Genomic DNA, 26,177 nt, shown 5'->3' on the forward strand with positions numbered 1-26,177 from the left:
GCCCGTCACGTCTTGGTCTTGTAGCCGCGGCCCCACTGGAGGCCCCAGCCGTACAGCCGGTCCAGCTCCGCCTGGAAGCCGTACACGAACCGCACCTCGCGCCGGACCGTCAGGTCGCCCTTGACGTTCTCCAGGGAGAAGACCGCGCAGGAGCGGGCCTGCGGGGCGCGCTCGTCGAGCTCGATCTCGATCCGGGGGCCGTTGCTCGGGTAGAGCGTGACCTTGGCGTGGGTGCGGTCGAAGGCCGGCGTCTGGTCGTAGATGTAGACGAAGAACAGCAGCCGCTTGATCGCGTCCCGATGGTCCAGATTGACGAAGATCGTCTCCCCGGAGGAGCCGCCGAAGCGATCGTCCCCGCTCAGCTTCACGTACGGGGCCGCGTTCAGGTCGCCGAAGAAGTTGCCCAGCGGCTGCACCACGCCCTTGGAGCCGTCGGCCAGCTCGTAGAGGCAGCCCAGGTCGAGGTCGACGTTGACCATGCCCTGGGTGTGGGCCTGGACGACCTCGGGCTTGAAGAGCTGGGCGGGGTTGCGCAGCAGCCGGCCGCTCTGGCGGGAGCGGCCCTCGATGTCGGAGGTCCGCATCCGCCAGGAGAGGTTCACCCGGAGGTTGCCGGTGGCGGCCCCCTGCTTGGTGAGCGAGACGGACGGGCGCCGTTTCGTCAGGTCGATCGCGTTCGACACGGAGTTGCCCGAGTCGAACTGGGCCGCCCTCCCCGCGAACAGGTTGTCCCAGAAGGCCATGCCGCCCCACCCCCACCGCTCGTCCGTGTCCGCACATGCCCGCGGGGCGGCCGGGTGCTCCGGCCGCCCCGCAGTGAAGCGTTCCTCACCGCCGGGGGTGTCACACCCCCGACGTCACCTCTGTCTTGTCTCCCGAGGAGCCGCCCCCGGCCGCCGCGAGCGCCTTGTTGCGGCGGACGGACGACCAGAAGGACAGCGCGATCAGGACGACACCGATGGAACCGGTGATGAGCTCGCTGATCTCGTGCTGGATGGTGACGAGCAGGATGACGGCGAGCGCGCCGATCGCGTAGTGCGCGCCGTGCTCCAGGTAGACGTAGTCGTCGAGGGTGCCCTCGCGGACCAGGTAGACCGTGAGCGAACGGACGTACATCGCGCCGATGCCGAGGCCGAGCGCCATCCAGAAGATGTGGTTGGTGATGGCGAAGGCGCCGATGACGCCGTCGAAGGAGAACGAGGCGTCGAGGACTTCCAGGTACAGGAACAGGAAGAACGCGGCCTTGCCGGCGAGGCCGACCGCCGAGACGGGCTTGCCCTCGGCCTTGGCCTTCTCCTCCTCCTCGTGCTCGCGCTCCTCCTCTTCCTCCAGCTTGTTCTCGAAGAAGCCGGAGAGGCCGCCGACGATGAGGTAGGTGATCAGACCGGCGACGCCGGAGAGCAGCACGGTCGTGGACTTGTCCATGTGGCCGGCGCTGGTGTGCGCGTGCGTCGCGAAGGTCATCGCCGTGACGAGCAGGGCGATGAGCGCGACGCAGACCGACAGCATGTCGACCTTGCCGAGCTTGGCCAGCGGACGCTCCAGCCAGGCGAGCCACTTGTGGTCGCGGTCCTCGAAGATGAAGTCGAGGAAGATCATCAGCAGGAACATGCCGCCGAAGGCGGCGATCGCCGGGTGGGCGTCCGTGACCAGGGCCTCGTACCGCTCGGGCTCGTCCAGGGCCAGCTGGACGGCTTCGATGGGACCGACCTTGGCGCTGATGGCGACGATCGCGACGGGGAAGACCAGCCGCATGCCGAAGACCGCGATCAGGATGCCGATGGTGAGGAAGATCTTCTGCCAGAAGGCATTCATCTTCTTCAGGATTCCGGCGTTGACGACCGCGTTGTCGAAGGACAGCGAGATCTCGAGGATCGACAGGATCAGAACGACCCCGAACGCCTCCCACCCCCACTGCCAAGCGGCGAAGGCCAGGCCGAGCGCCGTGACGGCGAACGACCAGCCGAAGGTTTTCAGAACCACTGTCTACCCCATCGTGAAATTACATGGCTTTACGAAACGTTGACCCCGAAGTCTAGAGCGATGCCCCGCAACCCGGACGCGTACCCCTGACCCACCGCCCTGAACTTCCATTCGCCGTTGTAGCGGTAGAGCTCGCCGAAGATCATCGCGGTCTCGGTGGAGGCGTCCTCGGAGAGGTCGTAGCGGGCGAGCTCCTGACCGTCCATCTGGTTCACGACCCGGATGAAGGCGTTGCTGACCTGGCCGAAGCTCTGGCCGCGGTTGTCGGCGTCGTGGATCGAGACCGGGAAGACGATCTTGTCGCAGTGGGCCGGCACCTTGGTGAGGTCCACGATGAGGGACTCGTCGTCCCCGTCACCCTCGCCGGTGAGGTTGTCACCGGTGTGTTCGACGGAGCCCTCGGGGCTGCGGAGCTGGTTGTAGAAGACGAAGTACTCGTCGCCGAGCACCCGGCCGGCCTGGCAGAGCAGAGCGCTGGCGTCGAGGTCGAAGGGGGCTCCGGTGGTGGAGCGCGCGTCCCAGCCGAGCCCGACGAGGACCTGGGTGAGGTTGGGTGCGGCCTTGGAGAGGGAGACGTTGCCTCCCTTGGCGAGCGTGACGCCCATGGTTCTGTTCCTCCCCGGTGGATGATGAGGCACGTCCGGCGCCGCACTTCCGAGTGCGGCGCCGGACGGTTCGTGCGGTTCGGCTCAGACGTTGACGCCGAAGTCCTGCGCGATGCCGCGCAGGCCCGAGGCGTAGCCCTGGCCGACGGCGCGGAACTTCCACTCCGCACCGTGGCGGTACAGCTCGCCGAAGACCATGGCGGTCTCGGTCGAGGCGTCCTCGGAGAGGTCGTACCGGGCGATCTCGGCGCCTCCGGCCTGGTTCACGACGCGGATGAACGCGTTGCGCACCTGGCCGAAGGACTGCTGGCGGTTCTCCGCGTCGTAGATCGAGACCGGGAAGACGATCTTGGCCACGTCGGCCGGCACGCCCGCCAGGTTGACCTTGACCTGCTCGTCGTCGCCCTCGCCCTCGCCGGTGAGGTTGTCACCGGTGTGCTCGACGGAGCCGTCGGCGCTCTTCAGGTTGTTGAAGAAGACGAAGTCCTGGTCGTTGCGGACCTTGCCCTCCTCGCTCACCAGGATGGCGCTGGCGTCGAGGTCGAAGTCCGTACCGGTGGTGGTGCGGACGTCCCAGCCCAGACCGACGGTCACGGCGGTGAGGCCAGGGGCCTCCTTGGTCAGCGAGACGTTGCCGCCCTTGCTGAGGCTGACTCCCACGAGTCCCTCCATAGGTTTCCAGGGGCAGCGCCCCCAGTCGTGCGTTGGCATCGGATCAACGTCTGGATCCTAGTGAGGGGTTCCCGGTCGAAACAGTCGATTCGCCCGGTGAATCCGCGGGTGTCGGCCCCGGAACCCCTCAGGAAGCCGTTCCGGGACCCCGCCGGGGCCCCGTCGCGCCCCTCAGAGGGCTTCGAGCGCCTTCACGTAGTCGGCGGTGTCGCGGGCGTCCGGCAGGGCGTTGACGACGCTCCAGCGGACGAATCCCGCCTTGTCGACGACGAAGGTGCCGCGCACCGCGCAGCCCTTCTCCTCGTCGAAGACGCCGTAGGCGCGGGAGGTCTCGCCGTGCGGCCAGAAGTCGGAGAGCAGCGGGAACTCCAGGTCCTCCTGGTCGCCGAAGACGCGCAGGGTGGGGACGGAGTCGGCGGAGACGGCGAGGAGCTGGGTGTCGTCGTTGACGAAGGACGGGAGGTGGGCGCGGAGCTCGCGCAGTTCGCCGGTGCAGACGCCGGTGAAGGCGAAGGGGTAGAAGAAGAGCAGGACGTTCTTCTCGCCGCGGAAGCCGGAGAGCCGGACGGCGCGCCCGTGGTTGTCCTTGAGCTCGAAATCCGGGGCCTCGGTGCCGACCTCGATCGCCATCGCGTGCGCGTCCCTCTCGACGGGGCCCGGCCCGGGACGACGGAACCCGGGCCCTGGGCCGAAACGGTGAACCCCACCCTACGCCCGCCCGCGGAGGCCCTTGCCCGGGAGTCCGCGGCCGTGCGCGGAGGCGCGCCCCGTACTGCGCAGAGGCCCCCGCCGGACCGGGTCCGGCGGGGGCCTCCACGGGGATGGTTCAGCGCTTCGGGGTCGCCAGGCGGGTGCCCGCCCAGTCCTTGGCGACGACGATGCTCTTGGTCTGGGAGAGCCCAGCGGTCTGCGCGGCATCGTTGATGTCGCTCGGCTCGATGTAGCCGTCGCGGCCGGTCTTCGGCGTCAGCAGCCAGATCACGCCGCCGTCCTCCAGAAGACTGATGGCGTCCACCAGTGCGTCGGTGAGATCGCCGTCCTCGTCGCGGAACCACAGGACGACGCCGTCGGCGACGTCGTCGTAGTCCTCGTCCACGAGATCGGCCCCGATGATGGACTCGATGCCTTCACGGAGATCCTGGTCGACGTCGTCGTCGTAGCCGATCTCCTGGACCACCTGTCCGGGCTCGAACCCCAGCCTCGAGGCCGGGTTGGTCCGCTCCTCCGCGTGGTCCGCGGTCGCGCTCACGGCTTGCCTCCTGCTCATTCGGAAAATGCTGTGGGCCGCGCGTGTGCGCGCGGCGCTGGCCGTAGTCCACACGTGCCGGGGCGGATCGCGCAAGTACCCGGCCCCGGAGACCGCCGAAACGGTGACGTTTGGGGCCGTCTCGCCGCAACTTCCGGCACCGGGGGACCCCCTCCGTGATCGGGTGCGAGCGATTCGTCCGCTTTCGAGGACTTCTGACTCTTCAGTCTGCCGAACGCCCGGACGAAACGCATGCGCGAGTTGGGCGTAAGGTTGCGATTTGACCAGACCCTGGCACCCGGAGGGCGCCCCCGGGGGTTACCCCTCGGTAAAGATGACGTCCGGTGTCGACGGGGTACACGATGGACATCCCGACCGTGCCGTGGCCCCGTGACCACCCCGAACAGCGAAGGAAGAGCGTGGCTCCCGGATCCGATCGCAACCCGATCATCATTGGCGGCCTTCCCAGCCAGGTCCCGGACTTCGATCCGGAAGAGACCCAGGAATGGCTCGACTCCCTCGACGCTGCCGTCGACGAGCGGGGCCGGGCACGCGCCCGCTACCTCATGCTCCGCCTGATCGAGCGCGCCCGCGAGAAGCGCGTGGCCGTGCCCGAGATGCGCAGCTCGGACTACGTCAACACCATCGCCACCAAGGACGAGCCCTTCTTCCCCGGCAACGAGGAGATCGAGCGCAAGGTCCTCAACGCCACCCGGTGGAACGCGGCCGTGATGGTCTCGCGCGCCCAGCGCCCGGGCATCGGCGTCGGTGGCCACATCGCCACCTTCGCCTCCTCCGCCTCCCTCTACGACGTCGGCTTCAACCACTTCTTCCGCGGCAAGGACGAGGGCGACGGCGGCGACCAGATCTTCTTCCAGGGCCACGCCTCCCCCGGCATCTACGCCCGCGCGTACCTGCTGGACCGGCTGAACGAGGCCCAGCTCGACGGCTTCCGCCAGGAGAGGTCGAAGTTCCCGAACGGCCTCTCCTCCTATCCGCACCCGCGGCTGATGCCGGACTTCTGGGAGTTCCCGACGGTGTCGATGGGCCTCGGCCCGCTCGGCGCGATCTACCAGGCCCGGATGAACCGCTACATGGAGGCTCGCGGCATCGCCGACACCTCCAAGTCGCACGTGTGGGCGTTCCTCGGCGACGGCGAGATGGACGAGGTGGAGTCCCTCGGCCAGCTGTCCATCGCGGCCCGCGAGGGCCTGGACAACCTCACCTTCGTCGTCAACTGCAACCTCCAGCGGCTCGACGGCCCGGTGCGCGGCAACGGCAAGATCATCCAGGAGCTGGAGTCGATCTTCCGGGGCAACGGCTGGAACGTCATCAAGCTGATCTGGGACCGCTCCTGGGACCCGCTGCTCGCGCAGGACCGGGACGGCATCCTGGTCAACAAGCTGAACACCACCCCGGACGGGCAGTTCCAGACGTACGCCACGGAGACCGGCGGCTACATCCGGGACCACTTCTTCGGCGACGACCACCGGCTGCGGGCCATGGTCGAGGGCATGTCGGACCAGCAGGTCCTGCACCTGGGCCGCGGCGGCCACGACCACCGGAAGATCTACGCGGCCTACGCGGCGGCGAAGGCCCACGCCGGCCAGCCGACCGTGATCCTCGCGCAGACCGTCAAGGGCTGGACGCTCGGCCCGAACTTCGAGGGCCGCAACGCGACCCACCAGATGAAGAAGCTGACGGTCGACGACCTCAAGCGCTTCCGCGACCGGCTGCACATCCCGATCACGGACAAGCAGCTGGAGGAGGGCCTGCCCCCGTACTACCACCCGGGCCGGGACTCCGAGGAGATCCAGTACATGCACGACCGCCGCAAGGCGCTCGGCGGGTACGTGCCGACCCGGGTCGTGCGGGCGGAGCCGCTGGAGCTCCCCGACGACAAGGCCTACGCGGCGGCCAAGAAGGGCTCGGGCCAGCAGTCGATCGCCACCACCATGGCGTTCGTCCGCATCCTGAAGGACCTCATGCGGGACAAGGAGATCGGCAAGCGCTTCGTGCTGATCGCCCCCGACGAGTACCGCACCTTCGGCATGGACGCGTTCTTCCCGAGCGCCAAGATCTACAACCCGCTGGGCCAGCAGTACGAGGCGGTGGACCGCGAACTCCTCCTCGCCTACAAGGAGTCGCCGACCGGCCAGATGCTGCACGACGGCATCTCGGAGGCCGGCTGCACGGCCTCGCTGATCGCCGCCGGCTCCGCGTACGCCACGCACGGCGAGCCGCTGATCCCGGTGTACGTCTTCTACTCGATGTTCGGCTTCCAGCGGACCGGCGACCAGTTCTGGCAGATGGCCGACCAGCTGGCGCGCGGCTTCGTCCTCGGCGCCACCGCCGGCCGCACGACGCTGACCGGCGAGGGCCTCCAGCACGCGGACGGACACTCCCACCTCCTCGCTTCCACCAACCCTGCCTGCATCGCCTACGACCCGGCGTTCGGCTTCGAGATCGCGCACATCGTCAAGGACGGCCTGCGCCGGATGTACGGCCCCGAGGCCGAGGACGTCTTCTACTACCTGACCGTCTACAACGAGCCGATCCAGCACCCGGCCGAGCCGGAGGACGTGGACGTGGAGGGCATCCTCCAGGGCATCCACCGCTTCAAGCCGGCCGAGTCGGGCACGATCCCCGCGCAGATCCTGGCCTCCGGCGTCGGCGTGCCGTGGGCGATCGAGGCCCAGCGGATCCTCGCCGAGGAGTGGAACGTGCGGGCCGACGTCTGGTCCGCCACCTCCTGGACCGAGCTGCGCCGCGAGGCCGTGGCCGTCGAGGAGCACAACCTGCTCCACCCGGACGAGGAGCAGCGCGTCCCGTACGTGACGCGCAAGCTCCAGGGCGCCGAGGGCCCGTTCGTGGCGGTCTCGGACTGGATGCGCGCGGTGCCGGACCAGATCTCCCGCTGGGTCCCCGGCACGTACACCTCGCTGGGCGCGGACGGCTTCGGCTTCGCGGACACGCGGGGCGCGGCCCGTCGCTACTTCCACATCGACGCCCAGTCGATCGTGCTCGCGGTGCTGACCGAGCTGGCCCGCGAGGGCAAGGTCGAGCGGTCGGTCCTGAAGCAGGCCGTGGACCGCTACCAGCTGCTCGACGTGGCGGCGGCGGACCCGGGCGCGGCGGGCGGCGACGCGTGAGCCGTACCCCGTAAGGGGAAAGGTGAGGGGCGGCGGGACCGACGGTTCCGCCGCCCCTCACCGTTTCCCCCGGGCCACGGCTCCCGGCCTGGCCTACCGCTCCCAGATCTTGAACGCTCTGACCTCGTAGGGCGTCTGCGGCACCCAGGTCCCCTTCCCCGGGTAGGTCTCGAACTCGCCCGTCTCCTCGCACTCGGCGGACTGGTAGGCGGTGACCGGCCGCCCGGTGCGGTTCGCGAGGGACTGGGCCGAGGTGCCGGCCGGCAGGGCGACACAGCTGTCGACGTCGGTCGTGGCCAGCTCGTGGGTCCAAGCCCTGCCCTTGAAGTCAGGCTTGGGCCAGAGGCAAAGCTTCCCGGGACCGCAGGCGCCGAGCTTCGGTCCCGAGGCGGCGGGCTTGGTGGCGGGCGTGGCGGTCGCCGTGGCCGAGGCCGGCAGGGCGGTGAGGAGCAGGACCGCCAGGACGGCGGTCGTGAGGAATCGCTTCGTACACAGGTCACGCAAGGACAGGTCGCGCAAGGTTCTCAACCCCCGGTTTCGTCACTCTCCGTTACGAGAACTCTGCCGGAGGTCACCGCCTGTTGAGAAGAGGGCCAAAGCTTCTTCACTCGAACGGGCGATGGCCCCCTCCGGACCGGATCCGGAGGGGGCCATCGAGGAAAAGGAAACGCGCAGGTCAGATGTGGGCTCCGCCCATGCCCGCCTCCGCGTTCTCGCCGCGCTTGGTCAGCAGGGCGACGGCCGCCGCGACGACCGCGACGACACCGGCGACGGTGAAGGCCAGGCCCATGCCCTGGAGGAAGGTGTCGTGGATCACCTTGGTGATCACCTGGACGAGGTCGGGGGTCATCCCCGGCGCCTTGGCCAGCTCCGGCGGGGCCATGCCGAACTCGGCGGCCTGCTCCAGCTGCGGGTTGACCGGGGCGGGGATGCCGGCCGCCTTCCAGTTGTCCGCGAAGACGCCGGAGACCTTGGAGGACATGACGGCGCCGAGCACGGCCGTGCCGAGCGCGCCGCCGACCTGCATGGCGGCCTGCTGCAGACCACCGGCCACGCCGGAGAGCTCCAGCGGGGCGTTGCCGACGATGACCTCGGTGGCGCCGACCATGACCGGGGCGAGGCCCAGGCCGAGGAGGGCGAACCAGAGGGACATGGCGAGGGTGCCGGTCCCGGCGGAGAGCGTGATCATGCCGAACATCGCGGCGGCCGTGCAGACCATGCCGCCGACCAGCGGCACGCGCGGGCCGAACTTGGTGATCAGCGCACCGGCCAGTGGCGAGGAGACGATCATCATCGCGGTCAGCGGCAGCAGGTGCAGACCGCTGTCGACCGGGCTGAGACCCTTCACGCCCTGGAGGTAGAAGGTCACGAAGAACAGGCCGCCCATGAAGGCGAAGGCCATCAGGACCATCAGGACCACACCGGCCGAGAGCGGCACGGAGCGGAACATGCCCAGCGGGACGAGCGGCTCCTCGACCTTGGTCTCCCAGACGGCGAAGAGCACGAAGAGGAGCACCGCGCCGAGCAGGCAGCCCCACGTCTTGGCGCCGCCCCAGCCCCAGGACTCGCCGGCCTTGATGAGGCCCCAGACCAGGGTGCCCATGGCGCCGGAGAGCAGCAGGATGCCGGGGACGTCGAAGGAGCGCGGCGCGTTCTCCGCGCGGTGGTCCTTCAGGATCACCAGGCCGAGGACGAGCGCGAGGACGCCGACCGGGACGTTGATGAAGAAGACGGACTGCCAGCTGACGTGCTCGACGAGCAGGCCGCCGACGATCGGGCCGCCGGCCGTCGAGGCGCCGATGACCATGCCCCAGATGCCGATGGCCATGTTCAGCTTCTCGGCGGGGAAGGTGGCGCGCAGCAGGCCGAGCGCGGCCGGCATCAGCAGGGCGCCGAAGAGGCCCTGGAGGATGCGGAAGGCGATCACGGCCGCGATGGAGTCGGAGAGGCCGATCGCGCCGGAGGCGGCGGCGAAGCCGGCGATGCCGATGAGGAAGGTCTGGCGGTGGCCGAAGCGGTCACCGAGCTTGCCGGCGGTGATCAGGGCGACGGCGAGCGCGAGCAGGTAGCCGTTGGTGATCCACTGGACCTGGGCGAGCGTGGCGTCGAGGTCGTCCTTGATGGCGGGGTTGGCGATCGCGACGATCGTGCCGTCGAGCGCGACCATCATCACGCCCACGGCGACGGCGAACAGGGTCAGCCAGGGATGGCCGCGCAGTCCCTTCGCCGGACCCGGCACGGGTCCCGGGGTTCCCCCCTGGCCCTGCGGGGCCTTTTCCACGGTGGTCTGACTAGTCATACCCGGAGGCTAGTGACAGTCACTGACAATTGACAAAGCGATTCACGCGTCGGTAACTGTCACGTAGCTCACAGGTAGGCTGAGCTGGAAGAAAAGGCGCGAAAGCGTCCGGAGGACGCCCGGAGAAGGGCCGGAGAAGATGCCCGAGAAGAGGATCCCGAGGTGACCTTGCCCGGTCTGCGCGAGCGGAAGAAGCAGCGGACGCGTGACGCGCTGATCCGGGTGGCCCTGGAGCTCTTCACCGTCCAGGGGTACGAGCGGACCACTGTCGACGAGATCGTCGAGGCCGTCGAGGTCTCCCAGCGCACCTTCTTCCGCTACTTCTCCTCCAAGGAGGAGGTCGCCTTCGCCGTCCAGCAGATGGTGGAGGAGCGCTTCGTCCGCTCCCTCGGGCAGCGGCCCCCGGCCGAGGGCCCCCTCGACGCGATGCGCAACGCCGTCCTCTCCTCCTGGGACACCATCGGCGAGGCCATCACCGCGGTCGTCCCGGTCGAGCTGTACCTGCGCACCTTCCAGTTGATCGAGTCCACGCCCGCGCTGCTCGCCGTCCATCTGCGCCGCTCCACCGAGATGGAGGAGACGATCGCCCGGATCATCGCCGAGCGCGAGGGCGTCGACGTGGACGCGGACCCGCGGCCCCGGATCGCGGTGGCCGCGTTCAGCGGGGTGATGCGGGTGACCGCGCAGATGTGGGGCCGGGGGGAGGACCAGAGCCTGGAGGCCATCCGCGCGCTCACCGAGGAGTACCTCGACCACCTCGGCCCGGCGCTCGCCCCGCACTGGCGGGACCGGCCCGGGGAGGGCCGGGGCGCTCTCTAGGGGGCGTGCAGTACGGGGTGCCCCCGGTCCGGTGCCGGACGGCTTCCGGGCCCGTTCGGTTCCGGGTCCCGCGGAAGCGTGACCTCCGTCCCACCTGGTACGGAACCGTTCCCACCGCCCCGTAGGGTGGCGGCCCGTGACACCTGCCGACACCGCTCCCGCCCCCGTCGCCGCGCGCGCCCTGCTCGCGCTCGTCGTCGTGCTCGTGCTCCTCGCGACCACCGGGTGGACCACGGTCCGGCACCAGCCCCCGCCGGGGCCCTCCCGCGAGGCCGCGCTCGCCGCCTGGGCTCGCGACCGGGTCGGTCACCGCCCGCTCCCCGGCCCGGCGGCCCCGCCCCGTACCGTCGCGGCGTTCTTCGCCGGGCTCGGCCCTGCGGACGGGGCGCGGCTCGCCGCACGGCACCCGTTCGTCGTCGGCAACCTCGCCGGCGCCCCGGTCGCCCTGCGCTACCGCGCCAACCGGATCACGCTCGCCCGCGCGTACGACGCCGAGCGCGGCAGGACCGGCGACCCCCGGCTCTCCCCCGAGGGCCGCCACGAGGCGCAGCGCCGGATCGACCGCTTCGCCTCGCTGCTGCGGCCGGGCCGGCAGATCCTCGCGTTCGACCCGACGGGGACGGGGCGGGTCGCCGAGGTGCTCGGTGACCTGGAGCGGGCCCGGCGCGTCTCGGTGGTCGTGCCCGGCGTCGACACCAACCTCCTCACCTTCCAGCGGACCCACGGCCGGTACGGGGCCCCCGCCGGCATGGCGCAGGCCCTCTACGACGCCGAGCGGCGGGCCGTGCCCGGGGCCGGGGTCGCGGTGATCGCCTGGGCCGACTACACCGCGCCCGCCGGGATCGGCGTCGACGCGCTGACCGGCCGGCTCGCCGAGTCGGGCGCCGCACGGCTCGTCGGACTGGCCGAATCGCTCCCCGGGGACGCCCGGGTGGCGCTCTTCTGCCACAGCTACGGCTCCGTGCTCTGCGGGGTCGCCGCGCCCCGGCTGCCCGCCCGGGTGACGGACGTGGCCGTCTCCGGAAGCCCCGGCATGCGGGTGGAGCGGGCCGCCGACCTCGCCACCCCGGCCCGGATCTGGGCGATGCGGGACGCGGACGACTGGATCGCCGACGTGCCGCACCTGGAGGTGGGCGGGCTCGGGCACGGGGCGGACCCGGTGGCGCCCGAGTTCGGCGCGCGGCTGCTCTCGGCGGGCGGGGCCGCGGGCCACAGCGGCTATTTCACGCCGGGGACGGTGAGCCTCGGGAACCTCGCCGCGATAGGCGTCGGCGCCTACCCGCGGCTGGTCTGCGCACGTGCCGACAGCGCTTGCCACGACGGAATATCCGGCGCGGAAGGGTCCCGACGCGCGTAGATCCCGCGATTTCGGGACCTTTCACAGGGGCGACGCCGGAGCGGGCGCCGCTTACGATGAGGCGTATGGGTGATGTGCTGGCCGGAATTCATGCCGCCTGGGAGTTCGAGAGCGACGCCCTCGTCATCCGTTTCGAACGGGGGATCCGCACGCCGAAGCTGTACCAGGTGCTGCGCGAGCGGCGCGTACCGTACGAGGCGCTGGCGTCCGTGACGCTCACTCCCGGGAAACGGGGCACCGTCGTGCTGCACGCCGTGCCGAGACCGGGTGCCGATCCGCTGATGGAGGCGGCCGCGGGGCAACTCAAGGAGAGCTCCGATCCGTACCGGCTCGTGCTCCCGACGGACCAGGAGACGCTCGCCGAGTACTACCGGGACGAACTGCGGGCGCTCCTGCCGCCGGAGCCGGAGGCCGCGGGGGCCGCCGGACACGGCGCGGGCGGGCCGTACGACGGACTCGACGCGCTCGACGGGCACGGCGGACCCGACGGGCACGGCGGACTCGGCGGTCCCGACCGGGGCGGCGCGCTCGACGCGCTCGGCGGGGCGGAGGACCCGTACGGGGCGGGCGGGGCCGTGGCGCCCGCCGAGCGGTTCCTCGTGGCGCCGCCGTCCGGGCCGCTGTCCTTCAAGGCGTACGACGGGAAGGCGAGCTTCGACGGACGTGCGGAGGTCTCGTTCCGCTGGTTCTGGACGGGGGCCTCCTCGGAGAAGTGGAAGGCGGGCGACCAGACCTTCTCGGTACGGGACCTGTGCGGGATCGAGTGGCGCTCGCCCGACGTCTTCGACGGGCACCTGCGGCTGCTGGCCCGGGACGGCGGGCCCCGGCCCACCCAGCCCGACCACGACCCGGCGTCCGTCGTCTTCGGCCTCGGTTACGGGCTCGTCCACGAGTCCCTGCCCTTCGCGGCGGCGGTCCTCGCGGCGATCCGGAGCTCGGACCGCGCCCCCGTGCCCGTCGGGTCCCGGACCCCCGGGGCGGTCGCCGAAAGGATTCGGCACCTGGGCGAGCTGCACCGGGCGGGGCTCGTGACGGACGAGGAGTTCTCCACGAAGAAGGCGGAGCTGCTCGCGGAGCTCTGAGGTCCGGGAGCGGAGCCGGGGCGGGTCCGGGGCCGGCCCCGGACCTGGGCCCGAACCCCGGCCCGAACCCCGAGGCCGGCTCCGGGACGTCCCGGGTCATACCCCGGTATCAGGCCGCACCCCGCTCCCCGGTATGACGCCGGGGACGGGGGCCGCTGCCTACGCTGGGCGGGCCATGAGCACCGAACCGCGGCCCGAACCGCCCCTCCCGCCCCGGCCCGAACCGCCCACCACGCCCCCGCCGACCGCTCCCCGGCCCGAGCCGTCCGCCGCTCCCCGGCCCCCCGGCCGCCGGTCCGCCGTCCGGGTGCGCGAGGCGTTCCGGGGTCTCGGGGCCGCGCTCACAACCCCGACCTCCCCGGGGGCGCCCCTCCTCGCCGACGCCTCCCCGCGCTGGGTGCGGCTCCTCCCGTACGTCGTCGCCCTCGCCCTCACCGCCTCGCTCCTCCCCACCACCGTCCTCCTCCTCACCGACGACTACGGCCTCAACGGCGCCCTCGCCGGGGCGTTCGGCACCGCGCAGACCGCGCCGCTGCTGCTCGCCGTCACCCGCCCCCTCCAGGCCTGGTGGATCGTCTTCGCCGCCGACGTGCTCGGCGCGCTCGTGCTGCTCGGCACCGACGGCCCGCACGCCAGCCTGTGGCCCTGGACCCCGCCGCTCGTCGTCGGCTACTGCGCGCTGATGGTCGCGCTCGGCCTGCGCGAGTCCCGCCGGGCGCTGTTCGGCGTCTGGCTGGCGACGGGCGCGGCCGGATACGTCCTGGAGGCGTTCCGGCCCGCCGGGTACACCAGCGTCCACACCCTGCTGTTCGTCCTGAGCGGGGTGCTGCTCCTGCTCACCTCGGCGGTACGCGCGCGTGGCGACGCCCAGCGGCGGCTCGTGGAGCAGGAGACCATCAGCGAGGCCGAGCGGTCCCGTCGCACGCTCCTGGAGGAGCGGGCCAGGATCGCGCGCGAGCTGCACGACGTCGTGGCCCACCACATGTCCGTGATCACCGTGCAGGCCGACTCGGCGCCGTACCGCATCCCGGAGCTTCCCGACGCGGCCCGCGAGGAGTTCGGCTCCATCGCGGCGAGCGCGCGCGAGTCCCTGGCCGAGATGCGCCGGCTGCTCTCCGTCCTGCGCAGCGACGGCGGCGGCGAGGGCGGTGGGGCCGAACTGGCCCCGCAGCCGGGGCTCGACCGGCTCCAGCAGCTGGTGGAGGCGACCGTGCGGGCCGGGGTGCCGGCCGAGCTGCGGCTCGCCGCCGACCTGGGGGACGTCCCGCAGGCGGTGGACCTGTCCGCGTACCGGATCGTGCAGGAGGCCCTGGCGAACGTCGTCCGGCACGCGCCCGGCGCCGCGACCCGCGTCTCGGTCCGGGCGGACGACGGGTGGCTGACGGTCCTCGTCGTCAACGGTCCCTCCCTGGAGGAGGGTTCGGCGGTGGAGCGGGGGGCGTCCGGCACCGGGCACGGGCTCGTCGGCATGCGGGAGCGCGTACGGTTGACCGGCGGCTCGCTGGACACCGGGCCGCTGCCCGACGGCGGCTTCCGGGTCGCCGCCCGGCTTCCCCTGCGCCCGGAGGACCCCACGTGACCATCCGCGTCATCATCGTCGACGACCAGGCCATGGTGCGGGCCGGTTTCGCCGCGCTGCTCGCCGCGCAGCCCGACATCGACGTCGTCGGCGAGGCCCCGGACGGGCTGCGGGGCGTGGAGGTGGCCCGGTCGGCGCACCCGGACGTGGTCCTCATGGACGTGCGGATGCCCGAGCTGGACGGGCTCGCGGCGGCGCGCGAGATCCTGCACCCGCCGGCCGGGGTCACGCACCGGCCGAAGGTGCTGATGCTGACCACCTTCGACGTGGACGACTACGTGTACGAGGCGCTGCGCGCGGGCGCGTCCGGCTTCCTCCTCAAGGACGCGCCGCCGGCCGACCTGATCGCGGCGGTACGGGTGGTGGCGGCGGGCGAGGCGCTGCTCGCCCCGTCCGTGACCCGCCGTCTGATCGCCGACTTCGCCGCGTCCCGCCCGGCCCCGCGCCGGGACACCGCGGCGCTGCGCCTGAACGGTCTCACCCCGCGCGAGACGGAGGTCCTGGAGCTGATCGCCCGGGGCCTGTCCAACCAGGAGATCGCGGAGAGCCTGGTCCTCGCCGAGCAGACGGTGAAGACCCACATCGGCCGGGTCCTGGCCAAGCTGGACCTGCGCGACCGGGCCCAGGCGGTGGTCTTCGCGTACGAGTCGGGGCTCGTGACGCCGGGTTCGGCCTGATCCCCGAGTACGACGGGGGGAACCCCCCGGGGGGAAAACCCCACCCCCTCCCGGGGGACGGCCGCTCCTCCACCCCCTACCCCGGTATCAGAGGGCGGTTGGCCCTCCGGTGTGACGTGCCGTCACCCACCTCCTTCCTACCTTCCTCCCGTCGCCGGACGACCGGCGCACGAACGGGAATCCGGAGAGGGAGGGCGGGCCCATGCGCCGCATGTCGAGGACCCTGATCAGCGTGGCCCTGGCGGCCGTCGCGGTCGCCGGGACGGCCGGTTGGGCGTCCGGGGACGCGCAGGAGGCCGTGACCGGGGCGCCGGTCGGGACGGGGGCGTGGGTGGGTGCGGGGCTGCCGGACCCGGGGCGGGTGGGGCCGGTCGGGATCGCGCGGTTCTTCGCGGGACTCGATCCGGTAAAGAAGAGGAAGTTGGTGCGGGAGCACCCGGGCGTCGTCGGGAATCTGGACGGGGTTCCTCCGGAGCTGCGGTACGAGGCCAACGCCCTGGTCACGGAGGGGGCGTTCGGCGGGGCGCGGGTGCTCGCGTACGATCCGCGCGGCCGGGGGCAGGTGGCCCTGGTGTACGGGGACCTGGCGCGGGCCGCGCACATGGCGGTGGTCGTGCCGGGCTCCGACGTCGACGCCGGGCACGTCCGGCCGCTCGCGGACATGGCGGCCGCGCTGCACCGGGCCACCGGCGGCCGGACGGCGGTCGTCGCCTGGGCCGGGTACACCACCCCCGTCGGCGTCGGTCTGGACGCGGCCACCGGCCGGCTCGCCGAGGCCGGGGCCGAGCGGCTCGCCCGGTTCGCGGACGGCCTGGCGGCCGTCGGGGCCGCCGAGCCCTCGGTGTTCTGCCACAGCTACGGCTCGGTGGTCTGCGGGCTCGCCGCCCACGAGCTGAAGGCGAAGGACCTGGTGGTCTTCGGCTCGCCCGGGATGCGCGCCGAGAACGTCGCCGAACTCGGCACCTCCGCGCGGGTCTGGGCGGCGAAGGACCCCACCGACTGGATCGACCGCGTCCCGAACGTCTCCTTCGCGGGCCTCGGACACGGGGCCGATCCCACCGAACCGTCCTTCGGGGCGCGCCGGATCCCGGCCGAGGACGCCGCCGGGCACGGGGGCTACTTCGCGGCCGGGACCTCGTCCCTGCGCGCGTTCGCGGCGATCGCCGAGGGGGACGTGCGATGAACGCCCTCTCCCTGATGAGCCGTACGGCCCGGCGGATCGAGGACGCCACCCCCGCCCACCGCGACCGGGCCGTCGACGGGCTGCGGGCCCTCGCCCTGCTCGCCGTGCCCACCGGACACTGGCTGCTCGGCGGCTTCACCCGCTCCCCCGACGGCGCGCTCCACAACGCCAGCCCGCTCGGCGCCTTCCCCGGGTTCGCGCCGGTGAGCTGGGTCCTCCAGATGCTGGGGATCTTCTTCCTGGTCGGCGGGTACGCGTCCGTCCTCTCGTACCGGCGCCGGAAGGGCTCCACGCGCGCGTGGCTCGGGGGGCGGCTCGCCCGGCTCGGGCGGCCGGTGCTCGGGGTCACCGCCGTGTGGGCGGCCCTCCTGCCCCTGCTCCACTTCGGGCTCGGGGTGCCCGTGGACACCCTGCGGACGGCGTCCACGCTGGTGGTCCAGCCGCTCTGGTTCGTCGGGGTCTACACGGTGGTCACCGCCCTCACCCCGTACTGCGTGCGGGCCGCCCGGCGCCTCGGGGTGTGGGCGGCGGCCCCGCTGCTCGGCTCGGTCGCCGTCGTCGACCTGCTGCGCTACGGGCCGTACGCCGACGCCGTGCCGTCCTGGCTGAGCCTCCTGAACGTCCTGCCCGGCTGGCTCTTCGCCTATCAGCTCGGCGTCTCGTGGGGCGAGGGCCGGGTGACCCGGCGCCACGCGTGGGCCCTGCTCCTCGGCGGGGCCGCCCTCTTCGCCGTCCTGCTGCTCCTCTTCGGCTATCCGGCGTCGATGGTCGGCGTCCCCGGCGAGGCCCGCACCAACTCGCATCCGCCGTCGCTGCTCGTCCTGGCGCTCGCCGCCGCGCAGAGCGGCGCAGCCGTCCTGCTCCGCGACCGGATCGGCGCGCTCCTGCGGCGGCCCGCGCTCTGGGCGCCGGTCGTGGTCGTCAACCTCTCGGCGATGACCGTCCTGTGCTGGCACCAGACGGCGATGCTCGCCGCCGCCGTCCCCGCCGCGTACGCCGGGGAGGTCCCGGGCCTGGTCGGCGCGCCCGACTCGGCCGGCTGGATCCTGGCCCGGCTCGCCTGGATGCCGGTCTTCGCCGGGCTCCTCGTCCTGATCGGGCGGTACGCGCGGCGCTTCGAGTCCCCGTGGACGGGGGCCGGGCCCGCCCGCCGCGCGCTGGCGGGAGTGCTCGCGGCGGGCTTCGGGGTCTTCGCGCTGGGGCTGGGGTGAGGAGCCTTCCCGGGGCTCGGACCTCCCGTGTGTGCTCAGACCTCCCGGCTCAGCGCCGTGAAGCTCATGTCCGGGTAGCGGTCGCCCGCCACCCGGCCGGCGATCGGCTCCAGTTCGGCCAGTTCGGCGTCGGTGAGGGTGATGCGGGTGGCGGCCGCGTTCTCCAGGAGGCGGGAGCGCTTGCGGGTGCCCGGGATCGGGACGACCGTCAGGCCGTGCACGGCGGCCCGCTGCTGGACCCAGGCGAGGGCGATCTGCGCCGGGGTCGCCCCGTGGGCGGCGGCGATCTTGCGGACCGGGTCGAGGAGGGCGGCGTTCCGCTCCGCGTTCTCGCCGGTGAACCGGGGCTGGTGGACCCGGAAGTCACCGCCCTGGAGGTCCTTGGCGGCGTCCGCGAACGCCCCGGTCAGGAAGCCCCGGCCGAGCGGCGAGTACGGCACGACGGTCACGCCCAGGTCGGCGGCGGCGGCGACGGCGCTGCGCTCCACGTCCCGGGAGAAGAGCGACCACTCCGACTGGAGGGCGGCGATCGGGTGCACGGCGTGGGCCTCGCGCAGTTCGGGCCCGGTGACCTCGCTCAGGCCCAGGAAGCGGACCTTGCCCTCCCGCACCAGCTCGGCCATCGCGCCGACGGACTCGGCGAACGGGACCTCCGGGTCGCGGCGGTGCATGTAGTAGAGGTCGATGGTCTCCACGCCGAGGCGGCGCAGGCTGTTCTCGACGGCGCTCCTGATGTACGCGGGGTCGTTGCGGATGCCCCGGTGGGAGGGGTCGTCGGCGCGCCGCTCGATGGCGAACTTGGTGGCGAGGACGACCTCGTCGCGGTGGGCGGCGAGGAAGGGGGCGAGGAACTCCTCGTTGGCGCCGAGGCCGTAGGTGTCGGCGGTGTCGATCAGGGTGACGCCGGCCTCCAGGGCGGCGTCGAGGGTGGCGCGGGCGGCGGCCTCGTCGGTGGCGCCGTAGAACTCGCTGATGCCCATGGCGCCGAAGCCCTGGACCCCGACCTCCGGTCCGTCCTGGCCCCCGAGGCGTACGGTGTCGATCCTGGTCACGCTGGTCATGTGGGTGTTCCTCCGCATGCGGTCCCGTAGTGGGCGATCTTGACGTCGAGCACGGCGAGCGTCTCCCGGAGCTCGGTGACCCGGGCGAGGACGTTCCGCCGGGTGGCCTCCAGGAGCTCGCGGCGTTCCTCGCGGGTGTGGTCCCCGGCGCGCACCAGCTCGGCGTACCGGACCATGTCGGCGACCGGCATCCCGGTCAGCCGCAGCTTGCCCACGAAGGCCAGCCAGTCCAGGTCGCGGGTGGTGAAGCGGCGCTGCCCCGTGTGCGAGCGGTCGACGTGCGGCATGAGGCCGATCCGCTCGTACCAGCGCAGGGTGTGCGCCGTGAGACCGGTCAGGGCGGCGACCTCGCTGATGGTGTAGTGCTCCCGGGTACCGCTCGTGCTCGCGATCACGCTCATGCCCCCACGCTAAAACCCTGGAGTGCACTCCAGGCAAGTGCTCCCAGTAGGCTCGGGCCCATGGAGAGCAGCCTGCCGAGCCTGGCGTCGATCGAGAACTGGCCCGTCCCCACCGCGGCCGCCGCCGTGGTCCGCGCGGACGGCACCCTGGCCGGGGCCCACGGCCCCACCGGGCGGCGCTTCCCGCTCGCCTCGGTGACCAAACCGCTGGCGGCGTACGCGGTGCTCGTCGCGTACGAGGAGGGGGCGATCGACCTGGACGAGCCGGCCGGGCCCGAGGGTTCGACCGTCCGCCACCTCCTCGCCCACACCTCGGGCCTGGCCTTCGACGAGGACCGGGTCCAGGCCGCGCCGGGCACCCGCCGGATCTACTCCAACACCGGCTTCGAGGCCCTCGGGGACCACGTCGCCAAGGCCACCGACATCCCCTTCGCCGACTACGTGCACCAGGCGGTCCTGGAGCCGCTCGGCATGGCGTCCACGGCCCTGGAGGGCTCGCCCGCCAAGGACGGCGTCTCGACCGTGGACGACCTGGTGCGGTTCGCCGCCGAGGTGCAGGCGCCCCGGCTGCTCGACGCCCGCACCGTCCTGGACGCGATGACCGTGACGTACCCCGGTCTGACCGGCATCCTGCCCGGCTACGGGCACCAGCGGCCGAACGACTGGGGGCTCGGCTTCGAGATCCGCGACGGCAAGTCCCCGCACTGGACGGGCGCCTCGTCCTCGCCGCGCACCTTCGGGCACTTCGGGCAGTCCGGCACCTTCCTGTGGATCGACCCGGACGCGCGGGCCGCGTGCGTGGCGCTGACCGACCGGCCCTTCGGACCGTGGGCGGTCGAGGCCTGGCCGCCGTTCACGGACGCGGTCCTGGCGGACCTGCGGGCGGTCTGAGCCCTGATCAAGACCTGACCAGCGTTAACAACGCTCGTGATCAATACGCCTAGTCGTCGCAGCGGGCGGCCGGCAGGGTTCCGTCCGGGCCGGTGAGGGTCACCTCGGCACGGTCCGCCAGGTGTTCCGCGTGGGCGGCCGTGCAGACCAGCTGGCGGACGGCCGTCTCCGGGAGGTCCCGTACGGGGAAGGGGGTCCGGAGCCCGAGCACCGGGACGGATCCCGCCGGGTCGGTCCCGGCCGGGGCCGCCTCCACGTGGGGCGTCCGGTCGGCGGTCCCCGGCAGGGCCGTGGTGGCGCCCGCCGCCCGCTCGGCCTCCGTCGGGCCGGCCAGGAGCGCGGCGAGGACCTTGTCGGTGGGGATCCGCCCGTGGGCCGGGGTGCCGGTGGAGATCTCGTACTCCGGGCCGAACCCCTCGTACGGCATCCGGTCGTCCCCCGAACCGTCCGCCGGGCGGGTGGGGGACGGGGACGGGGCGTGGAGGCCGACGTCGCGGGCCACCGGCAGCATCCCCCCGTCGGGGCCCAGGAAGTAGAGCGTCATCCGATCCTCGGGGACCGGCTGGACGACGACGGTCGCGGCCCCGCCCGCCTCCACGACGTCGGTCTCCCGTATGCCGCAGCCGCCGGCGGCCAGGGCGAGCAGGGCGGCCGAGGCCACGGCGGCCCGGCGCCTCACAGCGGCGTCCGTACGGTGAACACGGCCCCGCCCCCGGGCCGGTTGGCGGCCGTGACCGTGCCGCCGTGGAGCCGTACGTTCTCCAGGGTGATCGCGAGGCCGAGGCCGCTGCCCTCCGAGCGGGTCCTGGCCCGGTCCGCCTTGTAGAAGCGGTCGAAGACGTGCGGCAGGACCTCCGGGTCGATGCCCGGGCCCCGGTCGGACACCTCCGTCACCAGCACGTCCCCCTCCGCGTACAGCCGGACCGTGACCGGTGCCTCGCCGTGCCGCAGCGCGTTGCCGACGAGGTTGGCGACGACGACGTCGAAGCGGCGCGGGTCGAGCCGGGCCCTGACCCCCTCCGCGAGGTGCGGGACGACCTGGGCCGGATCGGTCCAGCGGCGGTGCTGGAGGGTCTTGCGGACGCAGTCGGCGGCGTCGACCTCGTCCGTGTGCAGCTCGGCGGCGCGCGCGTCGAAGCGGGAGATCTCCATCAGGTCCTCCACGAGGACGGCGAGCTTGCCGGTCTCGGCGCTGATCAGGCGGACCGCGCGGGCGGTGTCGCTGTCGAGGCTCCCGGCGTCCTCGTCCAGGACCTCGGTGACGGCGAGCATCCCGGCGAGCGGGGTGCGCAGTTCGTGCGAGACGTCGGAGGCGAAGCGGCGGGCGCGGGCCTCGGCGCTGCGGAGTTCGGCGACGGAGTGTTCGAGCGCGGCGGCGGACTCGTTGAACGTGCGGGCGAGGTCGGCGAGTTCGTCGCTGCCCTTGGCGTGGATGCGGGTGTCGAGGCGGCCCCGCCCCATGCTGTGGGCGGCGTGCCGCAGCTCCCGCACGGGCCGCAGGACGCCCCGGGCGGCGAGGAGCGCGGGGACCAGGGCGACGGCGAGGGCCGGCAGGGCGCCGTCGCGGGCGGCGGTGACCATGGCCTCGATGCCGGCCTCCTCCTCGTTCAGCTCCATGACGGCGTAGAGGACGAGCCCGGTGGGCCGGGCCGTTCCCTCGACGTGGGTCAGGAAGACGGCGGGGACGGCGATGGTCAGGTAGGGGGTGCCGTTCTTCACGACCCGCTGGAAGCCGGCGTGCGGGGTGGCGTCCCGGGCCTGGGCGCGGGCCCGCAGTTCGGGGGTGATGACGGTGGAGGCGGGGCGGTCGGTGGAGGAGACGCGGACGGTGCCGTACTCGGCGTAGACGCGCCAGGGGCGGGGTTTGCCCTGGCGGGCGATCCGGAGGAGGTCGGTCCGCAGGCTGTCGGGGTCGACGGGCAGGCTGACGTAGAGCGCGTCGACCTGCTCGCGGAAGGCGGAGACGGCGGTGTTCTGGGCCTGTTCCAGGATGGCGTTGCGGGCGGCCCGGTAGGTGAGGGCGGCGGTGGTGCCGCAGCCGACGGCGGCGACGAGCAGGAAGGCGAGGACGAGCCGGGTCCGCAGCCCGAAGGGGTGGGGGCGCAGGCGCGGGGCGCGCCCCCGGCGGCGGCGCCCGGAAGTGGGGCCCGTATCCGTGCTCGTACGGGTCCTCACAGCGGCCCGAAGCGGTAGCCGAAGCCGCGCAGCGTCTGGATGTAGCGGGGCTCGCCGGGGACGTCCTCGATCTTGTTCCGGAGCCGGCGGACGCAGGCGTCCACCAGCCGGGCGTCCCCGTGGTAGCTGTGCTCCCAGACGTGTTCGAGGAGCTGCTGCCGGCTGAAGACCTGCTCGGGGGCGGCGGAGAGGTGGAGCAGCAGCTTCATCTCGGAGGGGGCGAGGGCGATCCGCTCGCCCGCCTTGGCGACGGTGAGCCCGGCCCGGTCGACGGCCAGCTCGCCGTGGACCTCGACGGCGGACCGCCCGGAGCCGGGGTCCTCGATGCGCCGGAGCACGGCCCGTATCCGCGCCTCGATGACCTCGGTGCGGGCGGGCTTGACGATGTAGTCGTCGGCCCCGGCCTCCAGGCCGACGACGACGTCGAAGTCGTCGCCCCGGGCGGTCAGCATGATGATCGGGAGCTGGCTGTCCTCCCGGACCCGGCGGCAGACCTGGACGCCGTTCATGCCGGGCAGCATGAGGTCGAGCAGGAGCAGGTCCGGCCGGAACTCGCCGAGCGCGGCGAGCCCCGCCTCGCCGGTGGGCGCGGTCCGCACCTCGTGCCCGCGCCGTCGCAGCCCGAGCTCGACCCCCTCGCGGACGGAGGGGTCGTCTTCTATCAGGAGCACGCGGGGCATGGCAGGGAGTATCCCAAGGTCGTCGGGGCGGGGTCAGGCGCGGGGGGCGGGGAGGCGGAGCCGCCCCAGGAGCCCGCCGAGCAGGTCGCTCACCTCGGTGAGGCGCAGGGGCCGGGCCAGGACGGCGAAGACGGCGAGGATCGCGAGGGCTCCGGCGAGCCCGGCGGGGACGGCCCCGGCCGGGCCGGTCAGATCGGTGACGAGGACGCCGTAGCCGGTGGCGGGCACGGCGGCGACGAGCAGCCGCGCGAGCCCGGCGACGGAGCCGCCGGGCTCCTGTGCTCCCCGGCCCCCGAGCCGCCTCCGCAGCACGTACGCCGTCACTCCCCATCCCGCCCACAGCGCCAGCGAGTACGCCCCCGCCATCCCGGCGACGGTCCAGCGCGCGGGCAGTAGCAGGTACGCGGTGAACGAGAGGCCCGCGTTCAGGCCGGCGATCACCAGGTTGAGCAGGAAGGGGGTGCGGGTGTCGCGCAGGGCGTAGAAGGCGCGGGTGCACACGTACTGGCCGGAGAGGGCGATCAGGCCGGGCGCGAGGGCCATCAGGATCCAGGACATCGCGCGGATGTCGTCGTCGTCCGTCGCCCCGTACCGGAAGACCACCGTCATCAGGGGCACGGCGAGCGCGAGGAGCGCGCAGGCGGCGGGGACGACGGCGGCGGAGCTGGTCCGCAGCGCGTACGAGACGTCCCGCCGGACCCCGGCGAGGTCGCCGTCGGCCGCCGCCCCGCTCATCCGGGGCAGCAGCGCGGTCATCAGGGAGACGGTGACGATGCCGTGCGGGACGGCCCACAGGAGGTAGGCGTTGTTGTACGCGGCGAGGCCCGAGCCGCCGTCGGCCGCCGAGCCGCCCGCCGAGGTCGCGATCCAGGTGGTCACCCAGTACGCGCCCTGGTTGGTGAGGACGAGCAGCACCAGCCAGCCGGCCGACCGCAGCGGGGCCGCGAGGCCGCTGCCGCGCCAGTCGAACCGGGGCCGCCAGCGGAACCCGGCGGCGCGCAGCGAGGGCACGAGGGCGAGGGCCTGGAGCGCGATCCCGGCGGTGGTGCCCCAGCCGAGCAGTGCGGTCTCCCCCGCGCTGAGCGCGCCGCCGTCGCTCACCGCCAGGAAGAGGCCGAAGACCCCGACCACGACGACGTTGTTGAGGACGGGCGTCCACATCATGGCGCCGAACCGGCCCCGGGCGTTGAGGACCTGCCCGAGGAGCGTGAAGAGGCCGAGGAAGAGGATCTGCGGGAGGCAGGTGCGGGCGAAGGCGACGGTCATGTCCCGCTGCGCGCCCGTGTAGTCGGTGTACGCGTCCACGATGAGCGGCGCGGCGAGCACGGCGACGGCGGTGAGCGCGACGAGGGCGAGGGCGCAGAGCGTGAGGAGCCGGTCGGTGTAGGCGACGCCGCCGTCCTCGTGCTCCTTGGCGGCCTTGACCAGCTCGGGGACGAAGACGGCGTTGAGGGCGCCGCCGAGGAGGAGGGTGTAGACGATCGTGGGGACGGAGTTGCCGACCGCGTAGCCGTCGGCGACGACGGCCGCGCCGAGCGCGGCGGCGACGACGGAGGCGCGGACGAAGCCGGTGGCGCGGGAGACGAGCGAACCGGCGGCCATGAGGGCGCCGCTGCGGAGGACGGAGGGGGCCTTCGCCCTCGGGGCCCGCGCGGGGGCCGGTGTGGAAACGGGGGCCGGGGCGGGGGCGTCCGCCGCGGGCACGGACGCGGGTACGGATCCCGGCACGGGTACGGGCCCCGACACGGGTGCCGTCATCGGCGCGCCAGATAGGCCTGGAAGGCGCGGTACAGCGCCTGGTTGGTCGTGCCCCGCATCGGTGTCTCCCACTCCCCCAGCGTCTCGACGACCCTGCCGCCCGTGCCGAGCTTCCAGCGGAGGAGGCCGTGGGCACGGTCGTCCGGATCAAGGGTGGAGGGTACTCCGCGCAGGTCGTAGACGGCGGCGCCGAGGGCGTGGGCGTCGAGCAGCATGCGCCACTGGAGGGCGTTGGAGGGGCGGACCTCGCGCCGGTGGTCGGCGGAGGCGCCGGTCTGGTACCAGACGCGCCCGCCCACGGTGACCATGGTGTGCGCGGCCAGGACCTCGCCGCCGTGCCGGGCCAGGTAGAGCTTCATCCGGCCCGGCTCCTCGGCGTTGAGGACGGCGTACTGGCGCTCGTAGTACGCGAGCGAGCGCCCGAGCCGGAACCCGTCCCGCTCCTCGGTGATGCGCAGCAGCCGGTAGAACTCGGGCAGGTCGGTGGCGGAGCCGACGGTGACCTCGACACCGGCCTTGCGGGCCTTGCGCACGTTCCTGCGCCACTCCTGGTTGAGCCCGGTCCACAGGTCGTCGGCGCTGCGGCCGGCCAGCGGGACCTGGAAGACGTGCCGGGGCTGGGCGTCGGCGCCGTCCTCGGAGTCGCCGCCGCAGCGCCGCCAGCCCCGGGCCCGGAGGCGTTCGGCGACGGCGGTCCCGAGCGGGTCGACCTCGTCGGCGAGGACGTCGGAGAGCCGGCGCCCGGGCCCGGTGGCGGCCTTGACGGTGGCGGCGTCCCAGCGGCGGTGGGCGGGGCCGGGGCCGATGCGGACGGCGAAGGCCCCGGAGGCCCTCAAGTGCCCGAGGAGCGGCCCGAGCCAGCCGTCCAGGTCGGGGTCGGCCCAGTCGGCGACGGGCCCTTCAGGCAGATAGGCGAAGTATCTACGGGTCCCGGGGAAGGGCCGCAGCAGCACCAGCGCGACACCGGTCAGTTCACCCCCTTCGGGCCCCCAGCCCACCAGCTGGTGACACCACCCCTCCTTCACCCGCGCCCACGCGGGCACTTGGAGGAAGCTGGGCCCGTCCGCGCCGCCCCGGGTCGCGAGGAAGGCGCGGTACGCCTCGGGAGTCACGGGACCGAGCCGGAGAGGGGCGGGACGTCCGACGGACGCGGCCGTCACGAGCAGAGCCGACACAGCGGGGCCTCCTGGTTCCGCCCCTCGGTGGTGGGGCGCACAGCAGGCTCACAGCCGAATGCGACGGAGCCGCGCGGCGTGTGTGACCGGACGATGACCGTTCCGTCGCAGCCCACGTCACACGGGCGTTCGGAAACCTCCGGCTCGTTCCCGCCGTCCTACAGTCCGGAA

General features: G+C 72.9%; 24 protein-coding genes. 9 read left to right on the forward strand and 15 right to left on the reverse strand.

What is annotated here, in order from left to right; genetic code table 11:
• Nucleotides 1-5: 5 nt before the first annotated feature.
• The 6 genes from CP977_RS10715 to CP977_RS10740 all read right to left on the reverse strand — a co-directional run bounded on the left by CP977_RS10715 (nt 6) and on the right by CP977_RS10740 (nt 4,509).
• Entirely contained in the window at nt 6-743 is a 738-nt protein-coding gene (locus tag CP977_RS10715) for a TerD family protein (RefSeq protein ID WP_062756019.1), read from the reverse strand.
• Nucleotides 744-843: 100 nt separating this feature from the next.
• A complete protein-coding gene (locus CP977_RS10720) occupies nt 844-1,983 on the reverse strand; it encodes a DUF475 domain-containing protein (protein ID WP_104860544.1) in 1,140 nt (379 codons plus the stop codon).
• A gap of 29 nt (nt 1,984-2,012) precedes the next feature.
• Entirely contained in the window at nt 2,013-2,588 is a 576-nt protein-coding gene (locus CP977_RS10725) for a TerD family protein (protein ID WP_062756017.1), read from the reverse strand.
• Nucleotides 2,589-2,672: 84 nt separating this feature from the next.
• Nucleotides 2,673-3,248, reverse strand: a complete 576-nt coding sequence (locus tag CP977_RS10730) for a TerD family protein (RefSeq protein WP_030210761.1) — start codon at nt 3,246-3,248, stop codon at nt 2,673-2,675.
• 183 nt (nt 3,249-3,431) lie between these two features.
• Nucleotides 3,432-3,890, reverse strand: a complete 459-nt coding sequence (locus CP977_RS10735; RefSeq protein WP_109185854.1) for a peroxiredoxin — start codon at nt 3,888-3,890, stop codon at nt 3,432-3,434.
• Between the two features lie 196 nt (nt 3,891-4,086).
• On the reverse strand, nt 4,087-4,509 hold the full coding sequence (locus tag CP977_RS10740; protein WP_030210767.1) for a DUF3052 domain-containing protein: 423 nt from the start codon (nt 4,507-4,509) through the stop codon (nt 4,087-4,089).
• Nucleotides 4,510-4,925: 416 nt separating this feature from the next.
• Here CP977_RS10740 and aceE point away from each other — a divergent pair, with 416 nt between their 5' ends.
• The gene (gene aceE / locus CP977_RS10745; protein ID WP_062756011.1) at nt 4,926-7,658 is read left to right on the forward strand and encodes a pyruvate dehydrogenase (acetyl-transferring), homodimeric type; all 2,733 of its coding nucleotides are present in this window, start codon (nt 4,926-4,928) and stop codon (nt 7,656-7,658) included.
• Nucleotides 7,659-7,751: 93 nt separating this feature from the next.
• Here the strand turns inward: aceE and CP977_RS10750 are convergent, their stop codons facing one another.
• Together CP977_RS10750 and CP977_RS10755 are read right to left on the reverse strand one after the other, a co-directional pair.
• Nucleotides 7,752-8,177, reverse strand: a complete 426-nt coding sequence (locus tag CP977_RS10750; RefSeq protein ID WP_308017223.1) for a peptidase inhibitor family I36 protein — start codon at nt 8,175-8,177, stop codon at nt 7,752-7,754.
• 157 nt (nt 8,178-8,334) lie between these two features.
• Nucleotides 8,335-9,957, reverse strand: coding sequence for an MFS transporter (locus CP977_RS10755; protein ID WP_062756009.1), 1,623 nt, complete (start codon nt 9,955-9,957; stop codon nt 8,335-8,337).
• A 162-nt stretch (nt 9,958-10,119) separates the two neighbouring features.
• Here CP977_RS10755 and CP977_RS10760 point away from each other — a divergent pair, with 162 nt between their 5' ends.
• The 7 genes from CP977_RS10760 (at nt 10,120) to CP977_RS10790 (ending at nt 17,865) form a co-directional block, all read left to right on the forward strand.
• A complete protein-coding gene (locus CP977_RS10760; protein ID WP_109185856.1) occupies nt 10,120-10,776 on the forward strand; it encodes a TetR family transcriptional regulator in 657 nt (218 codons plus the stop codon).
• A gap of 136 nt (nt 10,777-10,912) precedes the next feature.
• Nucleotides 10,913-12,133, forward strand: a complete 1,221-nt coding sequence (locus CP977_RS10765; protein WP_062756005.1) for an alpha/beta hydrolase — start codon at nt 10,913-10,915, stop codon at nt 12,131-12,133.
• A 65-nt stretch (nt 12,134-12,198) separates the two neighbouring features.
• Nucleotides 12,199-13,215, forward strand: a complete 1,017-nt coding sequence (locus CP977_RS10770) for a DUF4429 domain-containing protein (protein ID WP_229991668.1) — start codon at nt 12,199-12,201, stop codon at nt 13,213-13,215.
• Nucleotides 13,216-13,390: 175 nt separating this feature from the next.
• Nucleotides 13,391-14,794, forward strand: coding sequence for a sensor histidine kinase (locus CP977_RS10775; RefSeq protein WP_183953193.1), 1,404 nt, complete (start codon nt 13,391-13,393; stop codon nt 14,792-14,794).
• The gene (locus CP977_RS10780; protein WP_062756000.1) at nt 14,791-15,471 is read left to right on the forward strand and encodes a response regulator; all 681 of its coding nucleotides are present in this window, start codon (nt 14,791-14,793) and stop codon (nt 15,469-15,471) included. The genes CP977_RS10775 and CP977_RS10780 overlap by 4 nt, the downstream gene beginning before the upstream one ends.
• Nucleotides 15,472-15,673: 202 nt before the next feature.
• Entirely contained in the window at nt 15,674-16,654 is a 981-nt protein-coding gene (locus tag CP977_RS10785) for an alpha/beta hydrolase (protein WP_152369987.1), read from the forward strand.
• A complete protein-coding gene (locus CP977_RS10790) occupies nt 16,651-17,865 on the forward strand; it encodes an acyltransferase family protein (RefSeq protein ID WP_152369988.1) in 1,215 nt (404 codons plus the stop codon). Before CP977_RS10785 ends, CP977_RS10790 begins: the two co-directional genes overlap by 4 nt.
• Before the next feature lie 35 nt (nt 17,866-17,900).
• Here CP977_RS10790 and CP977_RS10795 read toward each other — a convergent pair whose 3' ends face one another.
• Together CP977_RS10795 and CP977_RS10800 are read right to left on the reverse strand one after the other, a co-directional pair.
• Nucleotides 17,901-18,926 carry an aldo/keto reductase gene (locus tag CP977_RS10795; RefSeq protein ID WP_109185860.1) on the reverse strand — a complete coding sequence of 342 codons (1,026 nt, stop codon included), beginning with the start codon at nt 18,924-18,926 and terminating at the stop codon, nt 17,901-17,903.
• Entirely contained in the window at nt 18,923-19,327 is a 405-nt protein-coding gene (locus tag CP977_RS10800; protein ID WP_109185861.1) for a MerR family transcriptional regulator, read from the reverse strand. Before CP977_RS10800 ends, CP977_RS10795 begins: the two co-directional genes overlap by 4 nt.
• Before the next feature lie 60 nt (nt 19,328-19,387).
• Here CP977_RS10800 and CP977_RS10805 point away from each other — a divergent pair, with 60 nt between their 5' ends.
• Nucleotides 19,388-20,218, forward strand: a complete 831-nt coding sequence (locus tag CP977_RS10805; protein WP_152369989.1) for a serine hydrolase domain-containing protein — start codon at nt 19,388-19,390, stop codon at nt 20,216-20,218.
• Nucleotides 20,219-20,267: 49 nt separating this feature from the next.
• Here the strand turns inward: CP977_RS10805 and CP977_RS10810 are convergent, their stop codons facing one another.
• The 5 genes from CP977_RS10810 to CP977_RS10830 all read right to left on the reverse strand — a co-directional run bounded on the left by CP977_RS10810 (nt 20,268) and on the right by CP977_RS10830 (nt 26,006).
• On the reverse strand, nt 20,268-20,897 hold the full coding sequence (locus CP977_RS10810; protein WP_152369990.1) for a hypothetical protein: 630 nt from the start codon (nt 20,895-20,897) through the stop codon (nt 20,268-20,270).
• Entirely contained in the window at nt 20,894-22,393 is a 1,500-nt protein-coding gene (locus tag CP977_RS10815) for a sensor histidine kinase (RefSeq protein WP_152369991.1), read from the reverse strand. Before CP977_RS10815 ends, CP977_RS10810 begins: the two co-directional genes overlap by 4 nt.
• A complete protein-coding gene (locus tag CP977_RS10820; RefSeq protein WP_062755982.1) occupies nt 22,390-23,073 on the reverse strand; it encodes a response regulator transcription factor in 684 nt (227 codons plus the stop codon). The genes CP977_RS10815 and CP977_RS10820 overlap by 4 nt, the downstream gene beginning before the upstream one ends.
• Before the next feature lie 33 nt (nt 23,074-23,106).
• A complete protein-coding gene (murJ, locus tag CP977_RS10825; RefSeq protein WP_229991678.1) occupies nt 23,107-24,675 on the reverse strand; it encodes a murein biosynthesis integral membrane protein MurJ in 1,569 nt (522 codons plus the stop codon).
• A 152-nt stretch (nt 24,676-24,827) separates the two neighbouring features.
• Nucleotides 24,828-26,006 (reverse strand): lipid II:glycine glycyltransferase FemX, encoded by a 1,179-nt coding sequence (locus CP977_RS10830; RefSeq protein WP_062755978.1) that lies wholly within the window; start codon nt 26,004-26,006, stop codon nt 24,828-24,830.
• Nucleotides 26,007-26,177: the final 171 nt, after the last annotated feature.

It is taken from the genome of Streptomyces cinereoruber, from assembly GCF_009299385.1.
Classification (GTDB): domain Bacteria; phylum Actinomycetota; class Actinomycetes; order Streptomycetales; family Streptomycetaceae; genus Streptomyces; species Streptomyces bikiniensis.